This window comes from Lachnospiraceae bacterium JLR.KK002 (assembly GCA_036941025.1).
In the GTDB taxonomy this organism is placed as follows: Bacteria; Bacillota; Clostridia; order Lachnospirales; family Lachnospiraceae; genus Petralouisia.
The window spans coordinates 3,229,603-3,252,809 of sequence record JAYMNP010000001.1 but is presented as its reverse complement, the minus strand read 5'-3'; the positions used below and the strand labels follow the sequence as shown (position 1 = coordinate 3,252,809).

The 23,207-nt window shown below is 46.6% G+C and carries 23 protein-coding genes, 2 pseudogenes and 1 other annotated feature; of the genes and pseudogenes, 20 read left to right on the top strand and 5 right to left on the bottom strand.

Translation table 11 applies throughout. The features are described from left to right. Positions 1-20 precede the first annotated feature (20 nt). Positions 21-749: a LysR family transcriptional regulator substrate-binding protein gene (locus VSQ32_15770; protein MEH2944280.1), complete on the top strand. Its 729-nt coding sequence runs from the start codon at positions 21-23 to the stop codon at positions 747-749. A 232-nt stretch (positions 750-981) separates the two neighbouring features. Then, complete coding sequence (locus VSQ32_15765) at positions 982-1,284, top strand: MerR family transcriptional regulator (GenBank protein MEH2944279.1); 303 nt, start codon at positions 982-984, stop codon at positions 1,282-1,284. A 138-nt stretch (positions 1,285-1,422) separates the two neighbouring features. Here the strand turns inward: VSQ32_15765 and VSQ32_15760 are convergent, their stop codons facing one another. From VSQ32_15760 to VSQ32_15745, 4 genes are all read right to left on the bottom strand, one after another. Continuing rightward, entirely contained in the window at positions 1,423-2,667 is a 1,245-nt protein-coding gene (locus VSQ32_15760; GenBank protein MEH2944278.1) for an MFS transporter, read from the bottom strand. 97 nt (positions 2,668-2,764) lie between these two features. After that, positions 2,765-3,934: a helix-turn-helix transcriptional regulator gene (locus VSQ32_15755; GenBank protein ID MEH2944277.1), complete on the bottom strand. Its 1,170-nt coding sequence runs from the start codon at positions 3,932-3,934 to the stop codon at positions 2,765-2,767. Beyond that, positions 3,916-5,250 carry an RNA-binding domain-containing protein gene (locus tag VSQ32_15750; GenBank protein ID MEH2944276.1) on the bottom strand — a complete coding sequence of 445 codons (1,335 nt, stop codon included), beginning with the start codon at positions 5,248-5,250 and terminating at the stop codon, positions 3,916-3,918. The genes VSQ32_15755 and VSQ32_15750 overlap by 19 nt, the downstream gene beginning before the upstream one ends. Before the next feature lie 122 nt (positions 5,251-5,372). Then, positions 5,373-5,564, bottom strand: coding sequence for a TnpV protein (locus VSQ32_15745; protein ID MEH2944275.1), 192 nt, complete (start codon positions 5,562-5,564; stop codon positions 5,373-5,375). Positions 5,565-5,771: 207 nt separating this feature from the next. Between VSQ32_15745 and VSQ32_15740 the strand changes: the two are divergent. From VSQ32_15740 to rsmA, 18 genes and pseudogenes are all read left to right on the top strand, one after another. Further along, a pseudogene (locus VSQ32_15740) lies at positions 5,772-5,860 on the top strand (sigma-70 family RNA polymerase sigma factor). Next, entirely contained in the window at positions 5,827-6,414 is a 588-nt protein-coding gene (locus VSQ32_15735) for a TetR/AcrR family transcriptional regulator (protein ID MEH2944274.1), read from the top strand. The pseudogene VSQ32_15740 and the gene VSQ32_15735 overlap by 34 nt, the downstream one beginning before the upstream one ends. An 82-nt stretch (positions 6,415-6,496) precedes the next feature. Continuing rightward, positions 6,497-7,340 (top strand): annotated as a pseudogene (locus tag VSQ32_15730) (ABC transporter ATP-binding protein). After that, complete coding sequence (locus VSQ32_15725) at positions 7,337-8,017, top strand: ABC transporter permease (GenBank protein ID MEH2944273.1); 681 nt, start codon at positions 7,337-7,339, stop codon at positions 8,015-8,017. The pseudogene VSQ32_15730 and the gene VSQ32_15725 overlap by 4 nt, the downstream one beginning before the upstream one ends. After that, positions 8,014-8,727, top strand: a complete 714-nt coding sequence (locus VSQ32_15720; protein ID MEH2944272.1) for an ABC transporter permease — start codon at positions 8,014-8,016, stop codon at positions 8,725-8,727. Before VSQ32_15725 ends, VSQ32_15720 begins: the two co-directional genes overlap by 4 nt. Positions 8,728-8,889: 162 nt before the next feature. Then, positions 8,890-9,321, top strand: a complete 432-nt coding sequence (locus tag VSQ32_15715; GenBank protein MEH2944271.1) for a MarR family transcriptional regulator — start codon at positions 8,890-8,892, stop codon at positions 9,319-9,321. A gap of 18 nt (positions 9,322-9,339) precedes the next feature. Then, positions 9,340-9,753 (top strand): EamA family transporter, encoded by a 414-nt coding sequence (locus tag VSQ32_15710; GenBank protein ID MEH2944270.1) that lies wholly within the window; start codon positions 9,340-9,342, stop codon positions 9,751-9,753. 167 nt (positions 9,754-9,920) lie between these two features. Continuing rightward, positions 9,921-11,228 carry an MATE family efflux transporter gene (locus VSQ32_15705; protein MEH2944269.1) on the top strand — a complete coding sequence of 436 codons (1,308 nt, stop codon included), beginning with the start codon at positions 9,921-9,923 and terminating at the stop codon, positions 11,226-11,228. Positions 11,229-11,325: 97 nt separating this feature from the next. Then, the gene (locus VSQ32_15700) at positions 11,326-12,534 is read left to right on the top strand and encodes an aminotransferase class I/II-fold pyridoxal phosphate-dependent enzyme (GenBank protein ID MEH2944268.1); all 1,209 of its coding nucleotides are present in this window, start codon (positions 11,326-11,328) and stop codon (positions 12,532-12,534) included. A 97-nt stretch (positions 12,535-12,631) separates the two neighbouring features. Further along, positions 12,632-12,912: a binding site (T-box leader), on the top strand. A gap of 332 nt (positions 12,913-13,244) precedes the next feature. Further along, positions 13,245-15,212 (top strand): methionine--tRNA ligase, encoded by a 1,968-nt coding sequence (gene metG / locus VSQ32_15695; GenBank protein MEH2944267.1) that lies wholly within the window; start codon positions 13,245-13,247, stop codon positions 15,210-15,212. Positions 15,213-15,285: 73 nt separating this feature from the next. Beyond that, on the top strand, positions 15,286-16,917 hold the full coding sequence (locus tag VSQ32_15690) for a tetratricopeptide repeat-containing diguanylate cyclase (protein MEH2944266.1): 1,632 nt from the start codon (positions 15,286-15,288) through the stop codon (positions 16,915-16,917). Next, complete coding sequence (locus tag VSQ32_15685) at positions 16,914-17,690, top strand: TatD family hydrolase (protein ID MEH2944265.1); 777 nt, start codon at positions 16,914-16,916, stop codon at positions 17,688-17,690. Before VSQ32_15690 ends, VSQ32_15685 begins: the two co-directional genes overlap by 4 nt. 134 nt (positions 17,691-17,824) lie before the next feature. Then, a complete protein-coding gene (locus VSQ32_15680; GenBank protein ID MEH2944264.1) occupies positions 17,825-18,670 on the top strand; it encodes an ABC transporter ATP-binding protein in 846 nt (281 codons plus the stop codon). Between the two features lie 71 nt (positions 18,671-18,741). Beyond that, a complete protein-coding gene (locus VSQ32_15675; GenBank protein ID MEH2944263.1) occupies positions 18,742-19,455 on the top strand; it encodes a hypothetical protein in 714 nt (237 codons plus the stop codon). 32 nt (positions 19,456-19,487) lie between these two features. Further along, positions 19,488-19,862, top strand: coding sequence for a GntR family transcriptional regulator (locus tag VSQ32_15670; protein MEH2944262.1), 375 nt, complete (start codon positions 19,488-19,490; stop codon positions 19,860-19,862). A gap of 55 nt (positions 19,863-19,917) precedes the next feature. Further along, entirely contained in the window at positions 19,918-20,910 is a 993-nt protein-coding gene (locus VSQ32_15665) for an ABC transporter ATP-binding protein (protein MEH2944261.1), read from the top strand. Beyond that, entirely contained in the window at positions 20,876-21,415 is a 540-nt protein-coding gene (locus VSQ32_15660) for a hypothetical protein (protein ID MEH2944260.1), read from the top strand. The genes VSQ32_15665 and VSQ32_15660 overlap by 35 nt, the downstream gene beginning before the upstream one ends. A gap of 51 nt (positions 21,416-21,466) precedes the next feature. Then, positions 21,467-22,339, top strand: a complete 873-nt coding sequence (gene rsmA / locus VSQ32_15655; protein ID MEH2944259.1) for a 16S rRNA (adenine(1518)-N(6)/adenine(1519)-N(6))-dimethyltransferase RsmA — start codon at positions 21,467-21,469, stop codon at positions 22,337-22,339. Between the two features lie 58 nt (positions 22,340-22,397). Here the strand turns inward: rsmA and VSQ32_15650 are convergent, their stop codons facing one another. After that, on the bottom strand, positions 22,398-23,195 hold the full coding sequence (locus VSQ32_15650; protein MEH2944258.1) for a TIGR03915 family putative DNA repair protein: 798 nt from the start codon (positions 23,193-23,195) through the stop codon (positions 22,398-22,400). Between the last annotated feature and the right edge of the window lie 12 nt (positions 23,196-23,207).

Below are 23,207 nucleotides of genomic sequence, written 5' to 3'. Positions count from 1 at the left end.
AGGGGGCAAGGAAAATCACTTTGACAAATGAAGGGATTCTGCTCAGGCGGCGGGCTGAGGAAATCCTGGCATTAGTTGATAAGGCGGAAAAAGAGCTGATTGAACAGGAAGAACTTGTAGATGGAAAGATTACGATCGGCTGCGGGGAACTGGCGGCAATGCAGCTTCTGCCGGATGTATTCCGGTCTTTCAACAAAAAACATCCGCTTGTCAGCTATGACCTTTATACTGCGAATGCAGATGAAGTAAAAGAGCAGATGGAAAAAGGGCTGATTGATATTGGCGTATTATTAGAACCGGTTGATATAGAAAAATTTGATTTTATTCGGCTGGAAAAAACAGAACGGTGGGTTGTCTTAATGCGTCCTGATGATCCATTGGCAGAGAAAGAAAGCGTATCAGCGGCAGATCTATGCGGGCATTCCATCATTCTCCCGCGGCGTTTAAATATACAGAGTGAACTTGCAAGCTGGTTTGGGGACCATTTCCAGAGCCTGCATATTTTATTTACGAGCAATTTGAATACCAACGGCGCCCTTGTGGTTCGGGGCGGCATGGGATATTCTTTGGTGATCGAGGGTGCGATGCCATTGTGGGATCAAAATGAAGTCACTTACCGCCCGTTATGCCCGGCGCTTTTTGCAAGCAGTGTCCTGGCATGGAAAAGAGGGCAGCCATTCAGCTTAGCGGTAACAAAATTTATAGAACATTTGAAAACAACCGATTTTTTACGCCAGGGAAATTCATAGAACTAAATAAGCACGATCCACGGATGCGTAAATATATGCTTTTAAGGCATAACCGGAGGGTACAAAACAAGTATTTGATAAGGATTACAACCCGTATTATAATGGGGGCATAGCAGAAAAGGCAGTAATCGTATTTTCTGTTATGCCCCTATTTTCGATAGGGATCTATTTATATCAGAAGGAGGGGAATCCGTGACGTTAGAAAGATGCAACGTGCAGATATGGACTTAGCATGGAAAAATTGCAGAGTTATGCAGAGGAAGGTTTTTTACATTGTCAGACAAGGCCAGACGGCAGTGTGAATTATGACGAAGAGGATTTTAAGAAAATCGGACAGATACAGTCACTCACAGCAATAGGGATGTCTCCGGAAAATCTACGGCTATTCTTTGACTTGCCTGAAAACAGCGCCCGGGGACGCGAAGGGAAAACGCGGATGCTGCGGAAATGCAGGGCAAGCCTGTTGGAAGAAATCCACAAAAAGCAGCAGATTCTGGATCGGATTGATTATTATATTTGTGAGCTGAAAAAATAAGGTGTTTTATGAGTTATCAATTTTATGTCCCGACGCGGACATTATTCGGCGCCGGTAAACTAAATGAACTTCACGCGCAGGAATTTCCTGGAAATAAGGCAATGGTCGTAATATCTAATCTGTAAGAGCCGGTATAAATTATTGTGTCATCTCGTCATCGCCCGTTTCATACACCCTGCGCACGTCCTTACGCCTGCCCCAGATCAAAAGCCAACTGGCAAGCATGGCGATGGCACCGCCGATCGTGACACACCAACGGTAGTCGAGAATTTCCCCAAAAAAGCCCATCATCAGGGAAAAAACGCTGGCTCCGGCGGTGATCAGTACGTCGTCAAAAGCATTGATACGAGACCGAAGTTTTTCGGGAATATAGCGCTGCACAGCTGCGCTTCGAAGAATTGCGCTGTTGCTCCCGAGGAATCCACAGATCCCACGGTTGACCAGCATCAGCGGATAGGGCAGCCAAAGCAGGCACATGTCCATAGATTCATAAACCTGATAGACAAAAAACACGAGGCCGTACTTCTTCTTATCAGGGATCTTGATTCGGTATTGCAGCGCACTGCCAATTGTCCGTCCGGCGAATTCTACCACGGAAAATGCTGAGTACATAGCGGCAGTGAAACCCGGAAAAGTGCGAAAGAATGCCACCAAAATGGGTGAAAAACCACTGGCAACACCGTTTGTAACTGCCATATATTCGTAGATACTGCGAAGACCACGCTCCTCCTTTAAGTACTGCACTGCCTCCCGTATATCACCAGCCCAAGCCTGTAGAGAGTATGGTGTACGGTGTTGTCGTTCTGTTTCGTCCAGATGGATAAAGCTCTCTGTGATGGCTGCTGCAAAAGAGAGACCACTTTGAGCAATCAAAATCCATGTGACGCCGAGCGTGTCCAGAAGAACAGCAGCCAACGGCGTCATGATGACCTTCAAAACCGGATAGAGCATGGAGGACACCGCGTAGCCTTTTTGCTCTGCGCCTTCCGGAATCAGTTCCGGATAGATGCTGGTGAATGCCAACTCATCCACCGCGCCAATGCAAGCCAGCAGCAAAGACACCGCAAGATAACCTACATAGGAAAAATTAAAAAATAGCAGCCACAGACCCATTCCGGCCAGCAATACAGCGTTTGCGATATCGCCTGCTACCAGAAATGATTTGCGGGGTAGCCGGTCCATGAACGGCGCAATCAAAACCGGGAGTAAAAGATGCGGAAGGAGCTGGATTGCTACAATCAGAGCCGAGGCCAATGTACTGCCAGTTTCATCAAATACCAAGAATGCTAATGCAAAACCGCCTGCGATTGCACCAACTGTGCCAATAGCTGATGCAAGAATCACTAAGCGGAAGTTCCGCGTCCATAGTTTCGCTTCTTTCATATGTATCACCTCTGCAAATAGTGTAGCAGTTCGGTGAGATAAATAATAGCCCGCATATTTGGGAAAGTTCCTCTGAATATGCGGGCTAAATTATGCTTTATAATGTTTTTTCAGGAAACTCCTCCAGCAGTTCGCAGGCTTTCTTATATTGCCTGGTTGCTTTATACCATTCCAGCACCCAAGGCAAGTGGAAGATTGCAAAGCCAGAGGGCAGTTCTCTTCGGAGGCGGGTAAAGCTTTCCAAAAGCAGCGTGCCATAATCCTCTCGTGGGAGATAGTCCGGGTGCTCTACGCGATACCGAACGAGAGAAAGAAGCTGCATGGCAAGGGAGCAATCCATCTCGTCGGTATCCATGCCTTCGGCCCGTTTCAATGTGCTGAGGGCCATCTCCCGCCGTCCGGTCTTTTCACAGCAGATCGCCAGCTTGTGCAGTGACATCAGTGAAGGCTGTTCCTGCCGGGAGAACCATGTGTAGGCATCCTCATAGCGTCCTGTCTCAATCCACGCCGATGCTGTGTTATAGCCAATGGCCCCAAGGGCTCTCTGATCTTGCAAATCCTCAGCCAGCCGCTGCGCCACCCGATATTGACGCTCCATGTTGGGAAGATCCTGCCGATTGCAATATGCGTTGCCGAGGAAGAGCTTCGCCTCCAGCATGATCCGCACCGCACCTTCCCTGCTTGCTAAGTCATAAGCAGTCTGCAGCGCGTCCACTGCGGATGAGTAGTTTCCGGCTTTATAGTCGGCCATGCCCAGCGTCAGGTAGGTATATGCGTTAGGCATGAGTTGCACCGCCTCAATTTCCCGCCCTTGTAATATCCGTTGCAGGGCTAATTGCCGTGTATCCATGCATGCTTCCAATGCAGTATCCAACGGCTTTTCGGAAGAAAGCAACGTCAGATCCAGCCACGCAGGAACAGCTCGATAGCGTTCTATGTCCTTTTCATGTAGCAGATGTCGTAGCTGATTAAACCTACCGTCAAACAGCAGCTCCCAACCCTGCATTGCTAATTCAGCAGCTTCTTTCTCAGTTCTTTGATCGCTTTTTAACTCAAGCCGCTCCAAGAGGAGACGCAAAACCTCTTCTGACGGATCTGCTTTGCCGGTTTCAATCTTGGACAGATACGATACTGTACAAATTCCTTTGCACAGCCCCGATTGACTCCAATTTCGCCGAAGCCGCTCACGATAAATGATATAGCCTAGGTAATTCATATAATTATAAACACCTTTCTTTGGAAGATTGATTATTTCAGCACTTTCCATCTCGGCTCCTGCTTGGAGCCGACACGCTGGATATATCCTTTGTCTCTTAAGGAATTCAACGCCCTCTGTACCGTTCTGACCGTTTTGGATATCTTGTCAGCGATTTCGCCGCGTGAAGAATCTGGCTTTTGCTTTAGAATAGCAAGAACAGCCATTTCTGTTCCGTTCAAAGTGACATCCAAAGTGACGCTGGGAATGTCACTTTGACGCTGCGGCCTATACAGGGTGAACTTGAAGCCAAGCTCATCGCTCTCGTAGGAAAAGCGGATTCCGGCATCCTTGCACAAACTGTTGATACGCTTAAAACCACTTCCGAACTGTTCGATCGACTTATTGAGATAAAGGATTTTGGCAATCGTGGCGTTTCGGATCACGGATTCGTAATTGCCCTTCATATAGTCTTCCGGCTTGTGATTGCTGGCATATTCGCCGGGTCTGTATATGGTGATCATTCCGGGATGAATACAAATCTCGTGATTCGTGCGGCTATTGTAAACCGCATGGGCAAAGCTGTTGGCCAAAACTTCTCTGATGACCGCCACGGGGATTTCCGGTATCTCAGTTCTCTCTGTGCCGATGATTTCGCTTCTCCACCGGATGTTTTTCAGTATGTAATCCTCAGCCGTTCCGAGAAGATTATAGATGTTATCCTCAAACAGCTTCATATCAAGGAAAGTGAGCTTTTCGTCCGTCGCAAATATGGCGGCTTTCAGCGTGACGGGATGCGTGCTTCCGAAAAGGTACTCACTCGCATTGTTGAGGTTGTCGCCATTGACAAGCCCATACCGCTTCAGGATGACCGGGCAAGTATATCTTCCCTCAGGTATTCTTCCGACGGAAACGGCTTTTTGCCAAAACGATTTGACAGTATTCTTATCGACCTGTTTCGCCGATGCGGTAGAGGGAGATTTTTCCCACTTTTCACGGTATTCGTTTGAAACGAAGAAGTTTTTCAGTTCTTCTGGCGTCACCTCTCGATCCTCGTCGGAGGTCCGAAGATAATACCTTCCAGCAGCGGAATACGGTGTATTATTACCGTTGAATTCTACCTTAATCAAATGTTTTCCGTCCAGAACGACTTCCTCAATGGCAGGATAGATCTGTGGCCGTATGCTTTCATATACGGATCGTGACACATCTCTGAGCGAGGATTCGGACACATCCTGACCGCAGATGTCACCATTAGGCTTTACACCAAAATAGAGCGTTCCGATCCCATGCTTATTCAGGATGGACGAAATAGAGATCATCGCCTCTTTCATTTCTCCTGTTGTCTTCTTGAATTCAAGTGTTTCTGTTTCTTTTCCTAAGTTCATATCCTGCCCCTCGCTTTCCGAAGTGACATTATCATACCACGTAGTGACATATTTGTCACTATAAAAATGTCAGTTCGATCGCAAAAATGGACAGCGGGGATTGCTCCCCGCCGCCCGGTTCATTATGCGTAGATCAGACTGTGATTTACGATCTCTATTGCCCTGTCCCGGATGTTGTTCATCCGTTGCACCCACAGCATTTGATCCTGCGCCTTGAGCTGTTCGGTGACGCCCTCACGCTCTGCCATCTGTTTTATCAGCAGGAGCATTTGCTCCGTCGCCTGCTCGTTGATGTCGTCAAGGTAGGTATTCAGCCTGCCGCTGGTCAGCAGTTTCGTGTACAGGGTTTTGCGCTCTGTTTTGATGAGAGGATTTCATAAAAGCCCTATAATCACTGGCGGATGCCTATGATTTCGGGGATTTCAGAATTCCTGTTTGCAGGGAAGAACAAATACATCGTCAAAGAATCAGATGTAAAGACGCAGAGCCGACAGACGCACAGAAGTATACAGGAACACATCATGTATTCTTTCAATGGTTTTTGCAAAGTCGTCATACGCTATGCAGCTTCAACCTATGGCGCGACAGGAACAGACGTGGCAAGGAGAAATTTCTTCTCTAACCGCAAGTAACGGAAAAGACTATCCTCTACTGCGAATAGGGGTCCGCCGCACAACAGTCGATGAAATCGTGAAACGGGTGAATATTCCAAAAGGAACTTTCTATCTCTTTTATAAATCAAAAGAATTACTTTTGGTTGAAGTTATCCAGGAACAGCAGGAAAATGTCAACCGCAGACTGTATCAGACCATTTCCGGCATTGCCAGTACAGAGTTGTCAGCAAAAAAGCTGACCGACGTGATATTTGAGTTCTATAAAATGACAGAGGAAATGCTGATTTTGAAATTGACAGATGTCAATGAAGTGGAATTGCTTGTGCGTAAGCTGCCACGGGAAATTGTGGAGGAGCATTTTCAGGACGATACAGATACGATTGAAAAAATGCTTACCCTGTTTCCTGTGAAAAAAGAAGTAGATATAAAAGTTCTCAGTGCCGCATTCCACGCAATTTATTTTGCAACGCTGCATAAGGCGGAGATTGGCGAGCAGTATGATGAAGCGTTGTATTCCCTGATTTATGGTGTGGTGACACAAATTATTTAAAGAGTCTGGCAACCGGCCGGACTTAAAACAGCCCCTAAATTGACTATATAGAGCGATTAAGTCAAATGGTATGAAGGTAGACATGATTACAGTAGAAAATCTTTCGTTTCGTTACACGAAAACCCCACTTATTTCCGGTATGAATTTTTCTGTTCCGGAGGGTGAAATTTTTGGATTTTCAGGACTATCCGGGGCAGGCAAAAGCACATTGCAGAAAATCCTGATTGGAATGTTGAGAACATATCAGGGCTCCTGTCTGGTAAATGGCATTGAGTGTAAAAATCGTACAAAGAATTTTTATGAGAATATAGGGGTTGATTTTGAATTTTCAACAATGTATGAAAAGTTGACGGCAAGAGAGAACTTGCAGTTTTTCTCATCATTATACGAAAAAGGCCGCGCCCGATGGATGAACTTTTGGAAACGGTAGGTTTGGAGCAGGATGCAGATAAACGTGTAGCCGATTATTCAAAGGGCATGAAATCTCGCTTAAATTTTATAAAAGCATTGCTGCATGACCCTGTCCTGCTCTGCCTTGACGAGCCGACCAGCGGGCTTGACCCCGCAAACAGCCGCAGGATGAAAAATATAATTTTAGAGGAAAAGGCAAAAGGGAAAACCATTCTTCTGACGACGCATAATATGCAGGACGCAGCCGAGCTTTCGACAGGGTAGCGTTTATTGTAAACGGTAAAATATGCGCCCTTGACAGCCCGCACAATCTGATTATGTCAAAAGGAGCGGCAACCGTAACTTATACATGGGTTGAGAATGGGGAGCACAGTGCAGGCTGCCCTTTGGAACAAATATCTTCTGATGAGCGGCTGAAAAGGCTGATAGCTGAAAACCGTCTGCAATCCATCCACAGCAGTGAGCCAACCTTAAATGACATTTTTATGGATATTACAGGGAGGACGCTGTTATGAGGTTGAAAAAGCTGTTTTTACTGGATATGCGCTTTCAGGCAAAATATGGTTTTTACTTTTTATATGCAGCGTTGACTGTAATCTATATAACAGTACTGTTTGCGCTTCCCGAAAACTGGAAAGAAAAAGCTGCCGCAATTTTAATCTTTTCCGACCCCGCGTCCATGGGGCTGTTCTTCATGGGAGCGATTGTCCTTTTGGAAAAGAGCCGGCATACAACATGTGAATTGGCAGTTTCTCCTGTCCATGCGGCAGAATATGTGATTGCTAAAGTTTGTTCATTGTCTGCCATTTCACTTGTTGTAGCAGCTATTTTAGCGTTAGCCGCAGATGCGAATCATTTGCACATTGTACTTTTTGGCACGTTTCTATCCGGTGTTATATTTACATTATCTGGAATAATCGTTGCAAGAAAAATTACAGGCCTTAACCAGTTTATATTGTGGACTGTGCCAATCGAAGCCGTTTGCTTTGTTCCTGCAATTTTGCATTTATTTAAAATTACTCCTGCATGGTGCAGGTATTATCCTGTCAATGTCTGTATGGATATGGTTTCAGGGCATTCTTCGTCCGCAACAGGTTTTTTGGGCGTGGTGGCAATGATGGTAATTCTATTTGTGATTTCAGGATTTTGTGTTTCGAAAATGTGGGATAGCATGGGAGGTGTAAAGCTATGAAAGCAATTAGATTGAGCTTTTTCCAAATGGTGGCAGCCATGCGGCGGGACATGATGTTGTCTGTATCTTGTTTTGCGCCAGTCCTTGCAGGCATTTTCTTTCGGTTTGCCATACCTTCAATAGAAGCTGCTTTGACAGACAGTCTTCATATGAATGCAATTATTTCTCCCTGTTACAAATTGGTTGACATCCTGTTTGCAATGCTGTCGTCCACTATGTTCTGTTTTGTTTCAGCAATGATTTCTTTAGAGGAAAGGGATGAAAAGACAGACGTCTATTTATTCATCACGCCTTTAAGAAAAACAGGATACATAGTTGCACGGTTTGGTGTGCCTTCTGTCATTGCATTTTTTACGACTATTATTCTGCTGCCTGCTTTTAAACTGACGCCCCTTTCTTCGATTACCATTTTATTGCTGGCGGCAGGAGGAACCTTGCAGGGCATGATTGTTGCATTACTTGTACTGACGTTTTCATCAAATAAGCTGGAGGGTATGGCAGTAACGAAGCTATCTACGCTGACTGTTTTTGGTGCAGTTATCCCGTTTTTCATTAAATCAGATATACAGTATGTAATATCTCCGCTACCCTCTTTTTGGATTGGAAAAGCGATTTTAGAGAATATACCTCTTTATATGCTTCCCGCATTTGTTTTATCTGCTATGTGGATTTGCTTTTTGTTTAAACGGTATTTGTGTAAAATCCGGTAAGAAATAAGCATCTGTTTTATGAAAGAAAAAGATTTTTATGTTACAATATCCTGCTATTCGGCTATTTTGAAGCGGTACTTTAGTCGGAACAGAAAGGTCTTGATAAAAGTATGTATAAATACTATAATGGCATTTAGTATGAGGAAACAGGGAGGGAGAACTATGCCTGCAGATGAACAGAAATTATGGACAGTATGGGGAAAGTCAGATGGACTGTACAATTCCTGGGCAGCTTCCAGGAATATAAATTATTATCTTCTGCTTGTGCTGTATGCTCTGGAAGGACAGAAGGCAATGACACAGAAGAAAATCTGTATCTGTACCGGACTGACCAAGCAGACGGTCAACAGTGTGATTCGCTCTTTGAAGAAAGACGAATATATTGAACTGGTTCCCGGCACTGAGGACCGGAGGGAAAAGCAGATTGCATTAACCGGGAAAGGCATTGCTTATTCCAGAGAACTTTTAACACCGTTGCTGGAACTGGAACACCGGGTATTTCAGATTATGGGAAACGACAAAGTGCAGCAAATGGTTGACAATATCGCATTGTTTAATACGGTATTTGAGAAAGAAATGGAAAAGGATATGTGAGGCTGGAGGTGAACATATATGTGGTTTCTATTTGCAATACTGTCTGCGGTGTTTGCGGCGTTAACGTCCATACTGGCTAAAATTGGAATAGAAGGCGTTAATTCGAATCTTGCCACAGCAATACGTACCGTGGTGGTTCTTGTCATGGCATGGGGAATGGTATTTCTGACGAATGCCCATAGCGGCATAACAGAAATCAGTAAAAAAAGCTGGATTTTCCTGATTCTTTCCGGACTGGCAACCGGAGCGTCCTGGCTCTGCTATTACCGGGCATTGCAGGTGGGGAAGGCCTCTCAGGTGGTTCCTGTTGATAAACTGAGTGTGGTGATTACCCTTTTACTGGCGTTTATTTTCCTTCATGAAGAAGTTACGGTCAGGTCTCTGGCAGGCTGTATACTAATCGGTGCAGGGACATTATGTATGGTTTTATAATTTGCTTTAAAGCTGCATATTTCTTTTACACAGTACCGCAATGGGGCTGTCGGGAAAAGGCAAATTTCATTTTCCGGCAGCTCCATTTTTTCTTGACATTTAGTCCGTACATATACTATAATGAATATAGTACATGTACGGACTAAAATAAAGGAGCAGTAAAATATATGAGTAATACAAAAACGTTTTTTCAGTATGTGATACCTTCTGTATTATCCTTTACATTGTCAGGGATTTATTCGATTGTAGACGGTTTTTTTGTGGGGAACAGTATCGGTGATATGGGGCTTTCAGCCATAAATATCGCTTATCCGATTGTGGCAGTTATCCAGGCATCGGGGACCGGAATCGGTATGGGCGGAGCAATTTATTATTCCATCAGTAAAGCGGAACAGAAAGACGCTCAGGCAAAAGAATTTACGGCAGGCGCGTTATGGCTTCTGATGATTTCGAGTATTATCCTGACAGTTTCCACCTTCTTTCTGAACAGTTCCCTTTTAAGGCTGTTAGGAGCAGACGGGCAGCTTCTTTCTATGGGGGAAGAATATATTGCTGTGATTGCTGCAGGAGCAGCTCTGCAGGTAATCGGTACGGGGCTGGTGCCCTTTATCCGCAATCACGGAGGCGCCTTTTATGCAATGGTTTCCATGATTGCAGGTTTTGTTACGAATATCATTCTGGATTATGTGTTTGTGTGGATACTGGGACAGGGAGTAGCAGGTGCGGCATGGGCTACCGTTATCGGGCAGGGGGTTACCATGCTGACTGCCCTGGTTTATTTATTGAGGAAAAAACAGTTCACATTATGTATTTCTTTTTCAAAAACGGGAAAGGTGTGGGCTTCCATCATTAAAGTTGGAATTGCGCCTTTTGGACTTGCCATGTCGCCCAATATATCGCTGATGATTATCAACCGTTTTTCTGCTTTCTATGGAGGAGAAAAGGCAATCGCAACTTATGCGTGTATTGCGTATGTGATTTGTATTATTTATCTGATATTACAGGGAGTAGGCGATGGAAGCCAGCCCCTGCTCAGCCGGTGTTACGGCGAAAGGAACTGGAGTGAACTGAAATTTGTGCGGAAATCAGCGTATGGCTTTGCATTTGCATTGTCCGTGGCCGGCTGTATCGTTATGTATCTGACCAGAGGAAGCCTGGGAGCATTATTTGGAGCTTCTCATGAAGTAAACAGAGAGATTGCCGAAATTATGCCTGTTTTTCTGATTTCTGTACCCTTTGTGGCTGTTCTCAGAATTACTACGACAAGTTTTTATGCAACGGAAAAAAGCGCGTTTTCCTATATTCTGACTTTTACAGAGCCATTGTTTATGCTGGTGCTGATGCTTGTTTTACCGCCGCTGTTCGGCGGCCAGATTATGATTTGGTGGAGTACGGTGTTTGCAAGGATTTTATCTGCTCTTTTGGCATTAATTCTGAAACATCATGTGGATAATACCTGTGATAAACAGATATAAAATTCTTCCGGATATTTTTAAAATTCATGTGTCTGAAGCAGCGGCGTGTGGTAAAATATGCAGTAGAGACAGAAGAAAACACACGGAGGAAGAAGCCATGAAATACGATTTTACTTCAGTTATGGACCGCTGCGGCAGAGACGCCATTGCGGTAGACGCACTGGGAACGGAAATGAGCGGAGCTCCGGCAGCTCCCCAGGAGGGATTTGACCCCATTCCCATGTGGGTGGCCGATATGAATTTTCCCACAGTTCCTACGGTGCAGGAAGCAATTACGGAACGGGTGAAACACCCGGCATTCGGATATTTTACACCCACAGATGAATACTTCCAATCCATCATCCGTTGGCAGGAATGCAGAAACGGTGTAAAGGGGCTGAAGCCGGAAGATATCGGATATGAAAACGGTGTTCTGGGATGCGTTGTATCCGTTCTGAATGCTTTTGCAGCGTCGGGAGATAAGGTATTGCTGCACAGTCCCACTTATGTGGGATTTACAGGCAGTATCGAAAACAACGGATATAAAATCATTCACAGCCCTCTGAAACAGGATGAAAATCATGTCTGGCGCATGGATTTTGAGGATATGGACAGGAAACTGAAGGAACATCGGATTCATGTGGCCGTATTCTGCAGTCCCCACAATCCCTGCGGCCGGGTCTGGGAGCAGTGGGAACTGGAGCAGGCCATGGAGGTCTACCGGAAAAATGACTGTGTGGTAATCTCAGATGAAATCTGGTCTGACGTTATTCTGAACCATCACAGGCACATTCCCACCCAGTCGATAAGCGAAGACGCCAGAAACCGTACGGTGGCTGTCTATGCCCCCAGTAAAACCTTCAACCTGGCGGGTCTGGTGGGCAGTTATCATATTATCTATCATCCGTATCTTAAGGACCGTGTAAGGGCTCAGGGCAGCAAATCCCATTATAACAGCATGAATGTGCTGTCCATGCACGCACTGATTGGGGCATATAAGCCGGAAGGCCAGGAATGGGTGGATGAGCTGCGGCAGGTGCTGAGCACAAATATAAATTATGCCTGCGACTATATCGGACAACATTTTCCGGGGGTGCAGGTCAGCAAACCGGAGGGAACCTATATGCTGTTTTTAGACTGTTCCCGTTGGTGCCAGGACCATGGAACCACCATTGATGAGGTATTGCAGGCAGGCTGGAAAGTGGGAGTGGCCTGGCAGGACGGCAGAATGTTCCACGGAGCCTGTGCTGTCCGCATGAATCTGGCCCTGCCTTTTTCCAGGGTACAGGAGGCTTTTGAACGGCTGAACCGATATGTTTTTCGTTAAAGTTCATACCATGACGAATTACTCCGCTGATTTGTCATGGGCATTTATCTTGACTTTCCGCCGGTTCTGTGGTAGTCTTTGATAAAATAAAAACAAACCAAACACAGCGAAAAAGAGAGTATGCATAACGGAATGACACAGAGAGTTCCGGCTGGTGAAAAGGGACGCAGGAGGTTATGCAGAAGATGGCTTTGGAGTGGCATTGCTGAACGGTATGCTCCGGCCCGCAGCAGAACGGAGCGGCAGAAAGATACGGAGAAAATACCGATAAGCGATGACAGGTTCGCCTGTTACAGCGAAAAGTATGGAATACTTGATAAGGCTCTTTTTGTGAGAAAGGAGCGAAAAGAAGTGGTACCGCGGACAGCCGCCTTCTGACTGATGCAGAAGGCGGTTCTTTTATCTTACAGGAAAGACCTTGTCACGCTAAAGCGTGAAAGTGTCTTCCTGTAAGATAAAAAATAATATGCGCACTCGTGCGAATGGAAGATGTCACTACGTGACCGTCCTAAGGTATCCCCCAGGCAAGCCTGGTACCCCTTAGGACAAATCCGCACTCGGCGCGACAAAATGTGCAAATCTACGCTCCGCTTCGGTCCGCGCTAAACGGACATCCGCAGGATGTCCAGCGCCCCTCAAGACTGAGGGGCAGGAGAGTTGAAGTGGGCTTGCCCATTTTGTTCTTCCAATTATTTAAGGAGGCAGATCATATGTGTACAAAATGCACCAAAGGGAAATACTACATGACAACAGCCATTGCCTATACATCCGGGAAACCTCATATTGGAAATACCTACGAGATTGTACTGGCAGACAGCATTGCAAGATTTAAGAGGCAGGAAGGGTATGATGTTTACTTCCAGACCGGAACCGATGAACATGGGCAGAAAATTCAGATTAAGGCAGAGGAAGCCGGAATTACCCCCAAAGAATATGTGGATAAAGTGGCCGGCCAGGTGAAAGAAATATGGGATTTGATGAATTCATCCTATGACAGCTTCGTGCGTACTACGGATAAGGACCATGAGGAGCAGGTGGCAAAGATTTTCAAAAGGCTTTATGACCAGGGAGATATTTACAAGAGCGCCTATGAGGGACTGTATTGTACCCCCTGTGAATCTTTCTGGACGGAATCCCAGCTTGTGGATGGAAAGTGCCCGGACTGCGGCGGAGAAGTGCAGCCCGCCAGAGAAGAAGCCTATTTCTTTAAGATGAGCAAATATGCGGACCGCCTGATTGAACATATCAACACCCACCCTGAATTTATTCAGCCCGTATCCAGGAAAAATGAGATGATGAACAACTTCCTGCTGCCGGGCCTCCAGGATTTGTGCGTATCCAGAACTTCTTTCAGCTGGGGAATTCCGGTGGATTTTGACCCCGGACATGTGGTTTATGTCTGGCTGGATGCACTGAGCAACTATATTACCAAAATCGGATATGATGCTGCAGGAAATTCCAGTGAATTATTTAAAAAGAACTGGCCGGCAGAGCTGCATCTGATAGGGAAAGATATTATCCGTTTCCATACCATTTACTGGCCGATTTTCCTGATGGCCCTGGATTTGCCCCTGCCGAAACAGATTTTCGGCCATCCTTGGCTTCTGCAGGGAGAGGGGAAAATGAGTAAATCCAAAGGAAATGTACTCTATGCCGACGAAATGACGGAAATTTTCGGTGTGGACGCCGTTCGTTATTTCCTGCTCCATGAAATGCCTTTTGAAAATGACGGAGTGATTTCCTGGGAACTGGTAACGGAGCGCCGCAATTCCGATCTGGCAAATACCCTGGGAAATCTGGTGAACCGCACCATCTCCATGAGCAATAAATATTTTGAAGGAGTGGTTACCAATGAAAATGTGGCGGAAGATGTGGATGAAGAACTGAAGCGGGTGGTTACAGGCGCCGCAGCCAAAGTAACTGCCAAAATGAATGAGCTGCGCGTGGCGGACGCTCTGACGGAAATCTTTAATCTGTTCAAACGCTGCAACAAATATATTGACGAGACAACCCCCTGGATTCTGGCAAAGGAGGAGGCCTCCAAACCCCGTCTTGCCACGGTTCTGTACAACCTGGTGGAGAGCATTACCATTGGGGCCAGCCTGTTAAAGAGCTTTATGCCGGAAACTTCGGAAAAGATTCTGTCTCAGTTAAATGCCTTTGAAGTGCCTTTTGAGGAGCTGGGCAGCTTCGGCCATTATGGAAGCGGAACCAAGGTGACCTCCCAGCCGGAAATCCTGTTTGAGCGGATGAAACCGGAGGATGTGCTGGCAAAGGTGGAAGAACTGTATCCGGAGACTCAGGAATCAGCGCCGGAACCGGAAGAGGCAGGCATAGATTTGGAGGCGAAACCGGAAATTGAATACGATGATTTCATGAAAATGCAGTTCCAGGTGGGCGAAATCATCGCCTGCGAAGCAGTGGCCAAGTCCAAAAAACTGCTGTGTTCTCAGGTGCGTATCGGAAGTCAGGTGAAACAGATTGTGTCCGGCATTCGGAAATACTATGCTCCGGAGGAAATGGTTGGAAAGAAAGTCATGGTACTGGTAAACCTGAAACCGGCAAAACTGGCAGGGGTATTGTCTGAAGGAATGCTGCTCTGTGCAGAAAATGAAAAAGGAGAACTGGCGCTGGTAGTACCTGAAAAGAATATGCCTTCCGGAGCGGAAATCTGTTAGACAGGAAGTCAGGCCCTTTTGCGGGAACAGAAGATCGGGCAGCCCGGGGACGGGCTGTCACGGAGGAAAAAGGATGGACTTTACGAATTACGGGAAAGAAATTCAGGCGCAGATAGAGGAAATGATGGAGCTCCGCTATAAGAGAGGAGAACCGTACATGGAAAGCTGCCGCAGGCTGGTGGATGTTGGAAAAGAGAAGAATGATTCGTATCTTCTGGGATTCGCATATTACTATCTGGCGGAAAGTTATCTCTGTCTGAATGATCATCAGAATCTGATGATCTGCCTGGCAGAAAGCATTGTAAACCAGCAGAAGGCTTCCCAGTGGGATTTGCTGATACGTTCTCATAATGTGATGGGAGTTGACGCGTTTAACCGGGGAAACACCACGGTGGCGCTGGATCAGTATATTACAGCATTGTCTTATGGGGAAAAGTATGATTTTCCCTATGAGACTGCTCTGGTTACCTGCAACATTGGGCGCCTGTATATGGGTTTTGGAGAATTTGATTCCGCAGTCCGGTATCTGAAAAAGGCACAGGATATTTTTTCAGATTATAAACAGGAGTTTTTTGGCAGAGGAAATCTGGCCAACACTTATGCCTCGCTGGGGAGGTGCAGCCTGTTTCAGAAGAATCTGGAAGAAGCTGCAGAATACGAAGAAAAAATCCGTGAAATCGGAGAAATGGATGAGACAGGTATAGATTTTTTCATGACTCAGGGGCTGATTGTGAGAATACGTCATGTCCAGGGACGTTTTGCGGAGCGGGATCAGTATATTGAAAACATAATTCAGAAACTGGAAAATCTCCAGATTATTATGGACAGCCATGAAGACGTTTTCGATTTTCTGGATTTTCTTCTGGAAATTGGGAAATTTAAGGAGCTGGAAAGAATTTTTCCGGGACTGGAGCTGCTGGTGAAAGAGACAGGTATTACCAATCTGCAGATGGAACTGCTGCGCCGGCAGGCAGAATATTACCGGGATACCGGACAGCGGGAACGATATCTGGAGGTTTGCGCCAGTCTCTATGAGGACGGAAAGATTCTGAAAGAAGAAAATGTGGGAGTGATTCACCGATCTACTGAGCTGCGGTTCAGCCTGAAAGAGGCCCGTCTGAAAGAGGAGGCTTTACTCAAAGAGAAGAAAGAGTTGCAGGAGCGTTCTGAGAAAGACGAACTGACAGGGCTGCCCAATCGCTATAAACTCAATGATTTTGCCGGAAAGATATTTGACAGAGCCAGTGAAAATCAGGAGCGCCTTTCCATCGAAATTTTTGATGTGGACTTTTTCAAACAATATAATGACGCATACGGACATCAGGCAGGCGATACATGTCTGCAGCAAATCGGTGAAATCTTAAAAGAGCTGATGAAGCGGGACAGTAATATTTTCTGTGCCAGATATGGCGGCGATGAATTTATCATTATCTATTATGGGAAAACCGATGAAGAGATTCTGGCACTGGCCAAAGAGCTGCGGGAGCGGATTTCAGGGCTGAAGATAGAGCATAAGGGTTCTCAGGTATCAGAATATGTAACTGTATCGCAGGGAATCCGAAACAGTGTTCCCACACATCAGAACCGGATGTGGGATTATCTCTATGCGGCAGACGGGGCTCTGTACAACGTAAAGCGGAAACAGAAAAACAGTATCTGCCTGATACACAGAAATGAAGATAATGCGGAAAGTGTGATATTATGATATTTGAAAGTCATGCCCATTACGATGACAGAAGGTTTGATTCTGACCGGAAAGAGCTTCTGTTATCCATGGAGGAACATGGGATTGAAACGATTATAAATGTGGGTTCCGATTTGGAGGGAGTGAAAAAAACTCTTGCCCTTACGGAGGAATATCCTTTTATTTACGGAGCCATAGGCATACACCCCAGCGAAATAGAAGATTTGAGTGAAGAAGTGTATGAATGGCTGCGGGAAAGGTGCTGTTTGCCCAAAGTTGCGGCTGTGGGAGAGATTGGCCTGGATTATTACTGGGATAAAGATGAGGAAGTGAAGCGGAGCCAGCGTTACTGGTTCTGCCGGCAGATGGAACTGGCCAGGGAGCAGGAACTGCCGGTCATCATCCACTCCAGAGATGCGGCGGAGGATACTCTGAAGCTGGTACAGGGTATTCACGGGGAACAGATACCGGGAGTGGTACATTGTTTTTCCTATTCACCGGAACAGGCCTTTGCATATATAAAAATGGGTTATTACATTGGAATCGGAGGAGTCGTAACCTTTAAAAATGCCAGAAAGTTAAAGGAGACTGCGGCCGCAATTCCCCTGGAACATATTCTGCTGGAAACGGACTGTCCCTATCTATCTCCGGAACCGGAGCGGGGGAAACGGAATTCATCCCTGAATCTGCCTTATGTGGCGCAGGAAATTGCACGTCTGCGGGGGATTACCCAGGAAGAAGTGATGGAGGTTACCAGAGAAAATGCCCGGAGGCTGTTTTCCAGAGTCAGATAAGACAGTATTCCGGATGGCAGATGAAAATGTTTCGAATTTCTGAATAAAGTATTGACATATCTGTGCATATACTGTATATATAGATATATACAGTATATGCACACTTTGCGTTTCAGGAAGGAGGGAATGTATGTATGGAACCGATATTGCGAATTGAAGGTGCCGGGGCGGAACGGGGAACCACTTTCTGGCTGCGGGATATAAATCTGACGCTGGAGCCTGGAATGTTTATGGGTGTAATCGGCAGGAACGGAGCCGGAAAGACAACGCTGTTTCATATGATTTGCGGCCTTTCCCGCATCAGCCAGGGCGATTTATGGCTGAAAGGCGTCAGCATGAAGCAGGAGCCGGAGCGGTGTAAACGGGAGACAGGAGTTATTTTTGACGATGACTACTTCCGGCTGGACTTGTCCGTAAAACATGCGGGAGCAATTTATGGAACTTATTATAAAACATATAATCAGAATGATTTCCTGAACTACTGCAGGCAGTTTGATGTGGATACGGGACAGAATCTCAGAAAGCTGTCAAAGGGGAATTATATGAAGTTTCAGCTTGCTTTTGCACTGGCCCGCCGCCCTGGACTGATTCTGATGGATGAGCCGGAAGCGGGACTGGACCCGGTATTCCGCCGGGAATGGATGAACCTGCTGTATGATGTGCTCAATGATGATTGCGGCATTCTTTTTGCCACTCATCTGACGGAAGAACTGGAGCAGTACGCGGATGCGGTTACCATGCTGTCCAAAGGCCGCCAGATTTTTTCTCTGACTATGACAGAGCTGGAAGAACAGTACAAAATTGTGCGGGGCAGCAGGAGGCAGATGGATTATCTGGACAATCGCCTGACTGGCAGGCGGAGTATGAAATATTATGAAGAAGGTCTGTTTCAGGAGGATGGACGGGGACTGTGGGTGGACGTCAGCGTGTCCCGTCCCACTCTGGCAGAACTGATGTATTATCTGGACGGAAAATTCTGACGGTGAACGAATGTTCTGACAGATCAGAACCTGGTTTCGGAAGCCGAAAGCGTGGGAAAAGAGGGATTGGAATGAAAGGTATGGATACATGCGCTCAGAATAAGGGCACAGGAAATTTTACACCGGGAAAATTCCTGTTTACAGGAAGGGAAATTCTGGTGGAACTCAGAGCTTCTCTGCATACATTCCGGGGAAAATTTGGATTTGCACTGCTTCTGTTCGGAATTGCGGTGGGTTTCTACGGGGTTCTGCAAGGGGCAGAAAACAGACGGGAACTGGCAGATCAGCTGATAAGCAGCCTATGCTGGAGCAATATAGGGCTGATCATTATGATAAACTTCCAGAACCACAGATTGATATATCTTCTTCCGATAAGCAGGAAGGAGTTTGCCGCCATGCAGATACGGAAAATGCTCTGGGTGGCTATGTTTCTCCTGCTGCTCACATCAGCAGAGCTTGCCTGTGCAGGCCAGGAGACAGAAAGATTCTGGTGGGATTTCTTTGCGAGAGTAATACCGGTAAGTATGGCCTTAAGTTCTTCTCAGATTGCAGCTGTGCAGCCTGTAAAGGGGAGTGAAAGGAACGGGACAAAACTGTACGGCCTTTCCATTATGGTGCTGTGTCTGGATGTGGGAGCTGCTTTTTTTAATCTTCTGTCAACAGGCGATTTCTGGAGCATACCAGGGTGCCTGTTGCCAGCCGTGAATTATCTGACAGGCCTGTTTGCAATTGGATATTTTTACCGGAAAATTGCCTGTGCAGATCTGTATTACGATGAACTGTGAGGAACGGAATCATAACAGGAAGGGACTGCTTCATGAAAATTATAATTTCCAATACAAGTAACCTTGCAATTTATGAACAGATTGTCCGTCAGATCAAAGATGCGGTAATTGCCGGGGATTTGCGGGAGGGGGAACCCCTGCCTTCCATCCGTTCTCTGGCCAGAGATTTGCAGATTAGCGTTATAACTACCAAACGAGCTTATGAAGAACTGGAGCAGGAGGGGCTGATTTACCCGGTAGCCGGAAAAGGCTTTTATGTTTCCCGGCAGAATACCAGTATGCTCAAAGAAAAGAGAATACAGATGCTGGAGGAGGAACTGGGCAAACTGGCGGTGGAATGGAAGAAAGCCGGGCTTTCCAGAGAAGATATGATGGATTATATTGAAGTTTTATTTGAGGAGCTGTAGCGTTGATACAGGAAAAGCCGGGGATATCTCAAAGGAATCCGGAAGGGAGAAGAAAATGGAAAAATTAAAGGAGAGCCGGAAAAAAGAAAGTTTGCAGAGGGACGGTCTCAAAGTGGAATGTCTTTCCAAAAAGTACAGACGATTTCGGCTGAACAATATTTCCCTGGAGATACCGCCGGGAAATATTCTGGGACTGCTGGGAAGAAACGGGGCGGGAAAGACTACCATTATCCGAATTCTGACAGGCCATACCTCTGCAGACAGCGGGACTGTATGGATGAATGGCATAAACATGGGAAAAGACCGTATGGGGGTCCAGGTTCAGACGGGATTTGTGCTGGATGAGCCTGTGTTTCTGGAAACAGAGAGCCTCTGGAAGAACGGGCTGGCTTTCGGGCGGTTTTATCCGGAATTTACAGAAGAAAGATGGGGAAAATGGCTTTCTGTCTGCGGGCTGAAGAAATCGGAGCGGCTGGGTTTTTTGTCCAAAGGCTACCGGATGAAGTTTCAGTTTGCCTTTGCCATGGCCCATCGGCCCCGGATTCTCCTGCTGGATGAGCCTACAGGAAATCTGGACCCGGTTTTCCGAAAAGAATTTCTGGATATGCTGCAGGCAGCAGTGGAAGAGGAGGAACTCAGTGTACTGCTGTCTTCCCATCTGACCTCGGATATGGAACAGGTGGCCGACCGGATTGCTTTGCTGGAGCAGGGAGAGATACTCTACACAGATTCCATGGAGCGCCTTCTGACCCGTTATCGCCGCATCAGAGGAGGGCCGGAAACAGGCCGGAGACTCCGGGACGGGAATTATCCGGAAATTGTGGGAATTCAGGTGAGTAACGTGGGCTTTGAGGCATTGCTGGACCGGGAGCGGATACCTGAAAGCCGTGGGAACCTGTACGGCGGGAATGGTATGGCAGGGGACTGGCTGAAAGAGACGGAAACCGGGATTCTGTGCGAAGATACGGATTTGTCAGGGTGGATGTATTATATGACAAAAGGAGGCGGAGACGGTGAACAGAACCTGGAAGAATATCAGAGCCTTTGACAAAAGGCCCATGGGAGCCAGAGCTATCCTTCTGTTTCTGGGAGAAAGTATTTATTTTATGCTGCTTCTTGCGGGAGACTATGAAGAACCTCTGTTTCTGCGCAATGTATCGGCGGCAGCCATGATGGCCTTTCTCTTTTGCGTTATGCTTTCTTTTACCAGATGGGAACAGGAACACTGGCGCTCCATGTACGAAAAAATCCGGTATTTTCCGGTGGACCGGAAGAAATATCTGCTGGCAAAAGCAGTGCCTGCCGGAAAAGTGTTTGGCCTCCAGATTGGAATACAGGTAATTGTGTATCTCTGCAGGCTGCTGATGCATCAGGAAATCGCGGTGTCAGCGGCAGGAGGAATCCTCCTGTGCAGTGCAGTCAGCGGAATCTGGTTTTTCTTCAGTTTTCTGGGAATGCTTGCAGCGGGGGAACGGGGTCTGCTCATGTCTCCGGTGTTTTATATGGCGGGGATGGAGATAACAAACGGATTGGGCAGAATCCTGTGGAACTGACTGGAAACCGGATATGGCAGCAATACAAATCACAGCAGAAAGAAGGTAACAATGGCTGATTTAGGAAAACCACAGAATACCATAGCGGTATTGCAGAAATATAACTTTAATTTTCAGAAAAAATTCGGGCAGAATTTTCTGATTGATACCAGAGTTCTGGAGAAAATTATTCAGGCGGCAGGAATTACAAAGGAAGATTTTGTACTGGAAATCGGTCCGGGAATCGGGACCATGACCCAATATCTCTGCGAAAATGCCAGAGAAGTGGCTGCGGTGGAGATTGACAGGAATCTGATTCCCATTCTGGCCGATACTTTACGTGCATATCAGAATGTGGAAGTGCTGAACGAAGATATCCTGAAAGTGGATATCAACCGTCTGGCCCAGGAGAAGAATCAGGGCAGACCTATAAAAGTGGTGGCAAATCTGCCCTATTATATTACAACGCCCATTATTATGGGATTGTTTGAGAGCCATGTTCCGGTGGACAGTATTACCATTATGGTTCAGAAAGAAGTAGCGGAACGTATGCAGGCAGGGCCGGGAACGAAAGATTACGGAGCTCTGTCTCTGGCGGTTCAGTATTATGCCAGACCGGAAGTGGTGGCAAACGTCCCCCCGAACTGTTTTATTCCCCGTCCCAAAGTGGGAAGTGCTGTGATTCGCCTTACCCGGCACAGGGAGAAAGCAGTTGAGGTACAGGATGAGAATCTGATGTTCCGACTCATCCGCGCTTCCTTTAACCAGAGGCGCAAAACACTGGTAAATGGTCTGAACAATGCGCCGGAGCTGAATCTGGAAAAACAGCGGATTGTAAATGCCCTTGCAGAAATGGGGCTGGCCCCCGGTATACGGGGAGAAGCGCTGACACTGGAGCAGTTTGCAGCGCTGAGTAATCTGCTGAGAGATACTTCCGGAACATAAGAGTCCGGTTCCGGAAGTTCTTCCGAAAGAATTGCGGACAGGGAAGACAGGCCGGTGTTTAAATTCTGCGAGGTCTTTGAAACTCGATTACGTCCTGCTGAAACCGTTTCAGGATGTTCTGGTTCTGAAGTTTGGGATTAATCCGGGCTTCCACGGCGATACTGTCAAAGAATCTGCACCAGAGCTTCTGATATTCCGTTTCTTCCGGAGAATAACGGTGGAGCATTTTCTCATCCAGTTCTCCGGTGTCTGTGAGGAAGAAGCCTTTTCCCTTTGGGTGCAGGGCAGCCTGGCTGTGGGACGCGTCGTAAATCATGAAATTTTCCTGAGGAAGACGGTCGGAAAAGTGTTCTCCCAGGAATGGGAGTACATGGTTCCTGGGATGGATTCTGGCGAAAAGGATACCGTTTTCCAGTTCCTGGAACCGGAGAAATCCAAGGAGATGATGGGCTTCATTTCCGGTGCTCCGGGAAAGGTGAAAAACCCGGTTGACATAAGGCTCTCCCAGATAATTCAGAACCTTGCTTCCGTCTTTCAGAGCCAGGGCCAGAACAATGGTACGGTAGATGGCTTCCCCTTTGTTCATGGCTTTTTTACGGCCGTATTCTTCTGTGGAAGAAGCGGCCTGACAAATTTCCGTATAAGTATCTTCTCCAAGGCGGCTGCGCAGTGTGCGGGCCACCTTTTCACTTTTTTCATAATCAGTCTGTACCGTAACGTATTCGTCGAACAGACTGTAGTTGTCCGGCGGACAGGTGGTAAGGGAAATGTTGCCATGGCCGTATCTGCTGGCCCAGGCGTCGTATACTCCGGTAAAAATACCGTCAATGCTGTCCTCACAGAGAAATATATACATAAATATGTCCTT

What these genes read in the sequence shown, in the direction of transcription:
- VSQ32_15760 (MEH2944278.1), bottom strand. Translation starts at nt 2,667, where the DNA reads ATGAAAGAAGCGAAACTATGGACGCGGAACTTCCGCTTAGTGATTCTT.
- VSQ32_15765 (MEH2944279.1), top strand. Translation starts at nt 982, where the DNA reads ATGGAAAAATTGCAGAGTTATGCAGAGGAAGGTTTTTTACATTGTCAG.
- VSQ32_15680 (MEH2944264.1), top strand. Translation starts at nt 17,825, where the DNA reads ATGGAACCGATATTGCGAATTGAAGGTGCCGGGGCGGAACGGGGAACC.
- VSQ32_15710 (MEH2944270.1), top strand. Translation starts at nt 9,340, where the DNA reads ATGTGGTTTCTATTTGCAATACTGTCTGCGGTGTTTGCGGCGTTAACG.
- VSQ32_15670 (MEH2944262.1), top strand. Translation starts at nt 19,488, where the DNA reads ATGAAAATTATAATTTCCAATACAAGTAACCTTGCAATTTATGAACAG.
- VSQ32_15690 (MEH2944266.1), top strand. Translation starts at nt 15,286, where the DNA reads ATGGACTTTACGAATTACGGGAAAGAAATTCAGGCGCAGATAGAGGAA.
- VSQ32_15650 (MEH2944258.1), bottom strand. Translation starts at nt 23,195, where the DNA reads ATGTATATATTTCTCTGTGAGGACAGCATTGACGGTATTTTTACCGGA.
- VSQ32_15720 (MEH2944272.1), top strand. Translation starts at nt 8,014, where the DNA reads ATGAAAGCAATTAGATTGAGCTTTTTCCAAATGGTGGCAGCCATGCGG.
- VSQ32_15755 (MEH2944277.1), bottom strand. Translation starts at nt 3,934, where the DNA reads ATGGAAAGTGCTGAAATAATCAATCTTCCAAAGAAAGGTGTTTATAAT.
- VSQ32_15705 (MEH2944269.1), top strand. Translation starts at nt 9,921, where the DNA reads ATGAGTAATACAAAAACGTTTTTTCAGTATGTGATACCTTCTGTATTA.
- VSQ32_15735 (MEH2944274.1), top strand. Translation starts at nt 5,827, where the DNA reads ATGGCGCGACAGGAACAGACGTGGCAAGGAGAAATTTCTTCTCTAACC.
- VSQ32_15725 (MEH2944273.1), top strand. Translation starts at nt 7,337, where the DNA reads ATGAGGTTGAAAAAGCTGTTTTTACTGGATATGCGCTTTCAGGCAAAA.
- VSQ32_15700 (MEH2944268.1), top strand. Translation starts at nt 11,326, where the DNA reads ATGAAATACGATTTTACTTCAGTTATGGACCGCTGCGGCAGAGACGCC.
- rsmA (MEH2944259.1), top strand. Translation starts at nt 21,467, where the DNA reads ATGGCTGATTTAGGAAAACCACAGAATACCATAGCGGTATTGCAGAAA.
- VSQ32_15715 (MEH2944271.1), top strand. Translation starts at nt 8,890, where the DNA reads ATGCCTGCAGATGAACAGAAATTATGGACAGTATGGGGAAAGTCAGAT.
- VSQ32_15675 (MEH2944263.1), top strand. Translation starts at nt 18,742, where the DNA reads ATGAAAGGTATGGATACATGCGCTCAGAATAAGGGCACAGGAAATTTT.
- VSQ32_15750 (MEH2944276.1), bottom strand. Translation starts at nt 5,250, where the DNA reads ATGAACTTAGGAAAAGAAACAGAAACACTTGAATTCAAGAAGACAACA.
- metG (MEH2944267.1), top strand. Translation starts at nt 13,245, where the DNA reads ATGTGTACAAAATGCACCAAAGGGAAATACTACATGACAACAGCCATT.
- VSQ32_15665 (MEH2944261.1), top strand. Translation starts at nt 19,918, where the DNA reads ATGGAAAAATTAAAGGAGAGCCGGAAAAAAGAAAGTTTGCAGAGGGAC.
- VSQ32_15685 (MEH2944265.1), top strand. Translation starts at nt 16,914, where the DNA reads ATGATATTTGAAAGTCATGCCCATTACGATGACAGAAGGTTTGATTCT.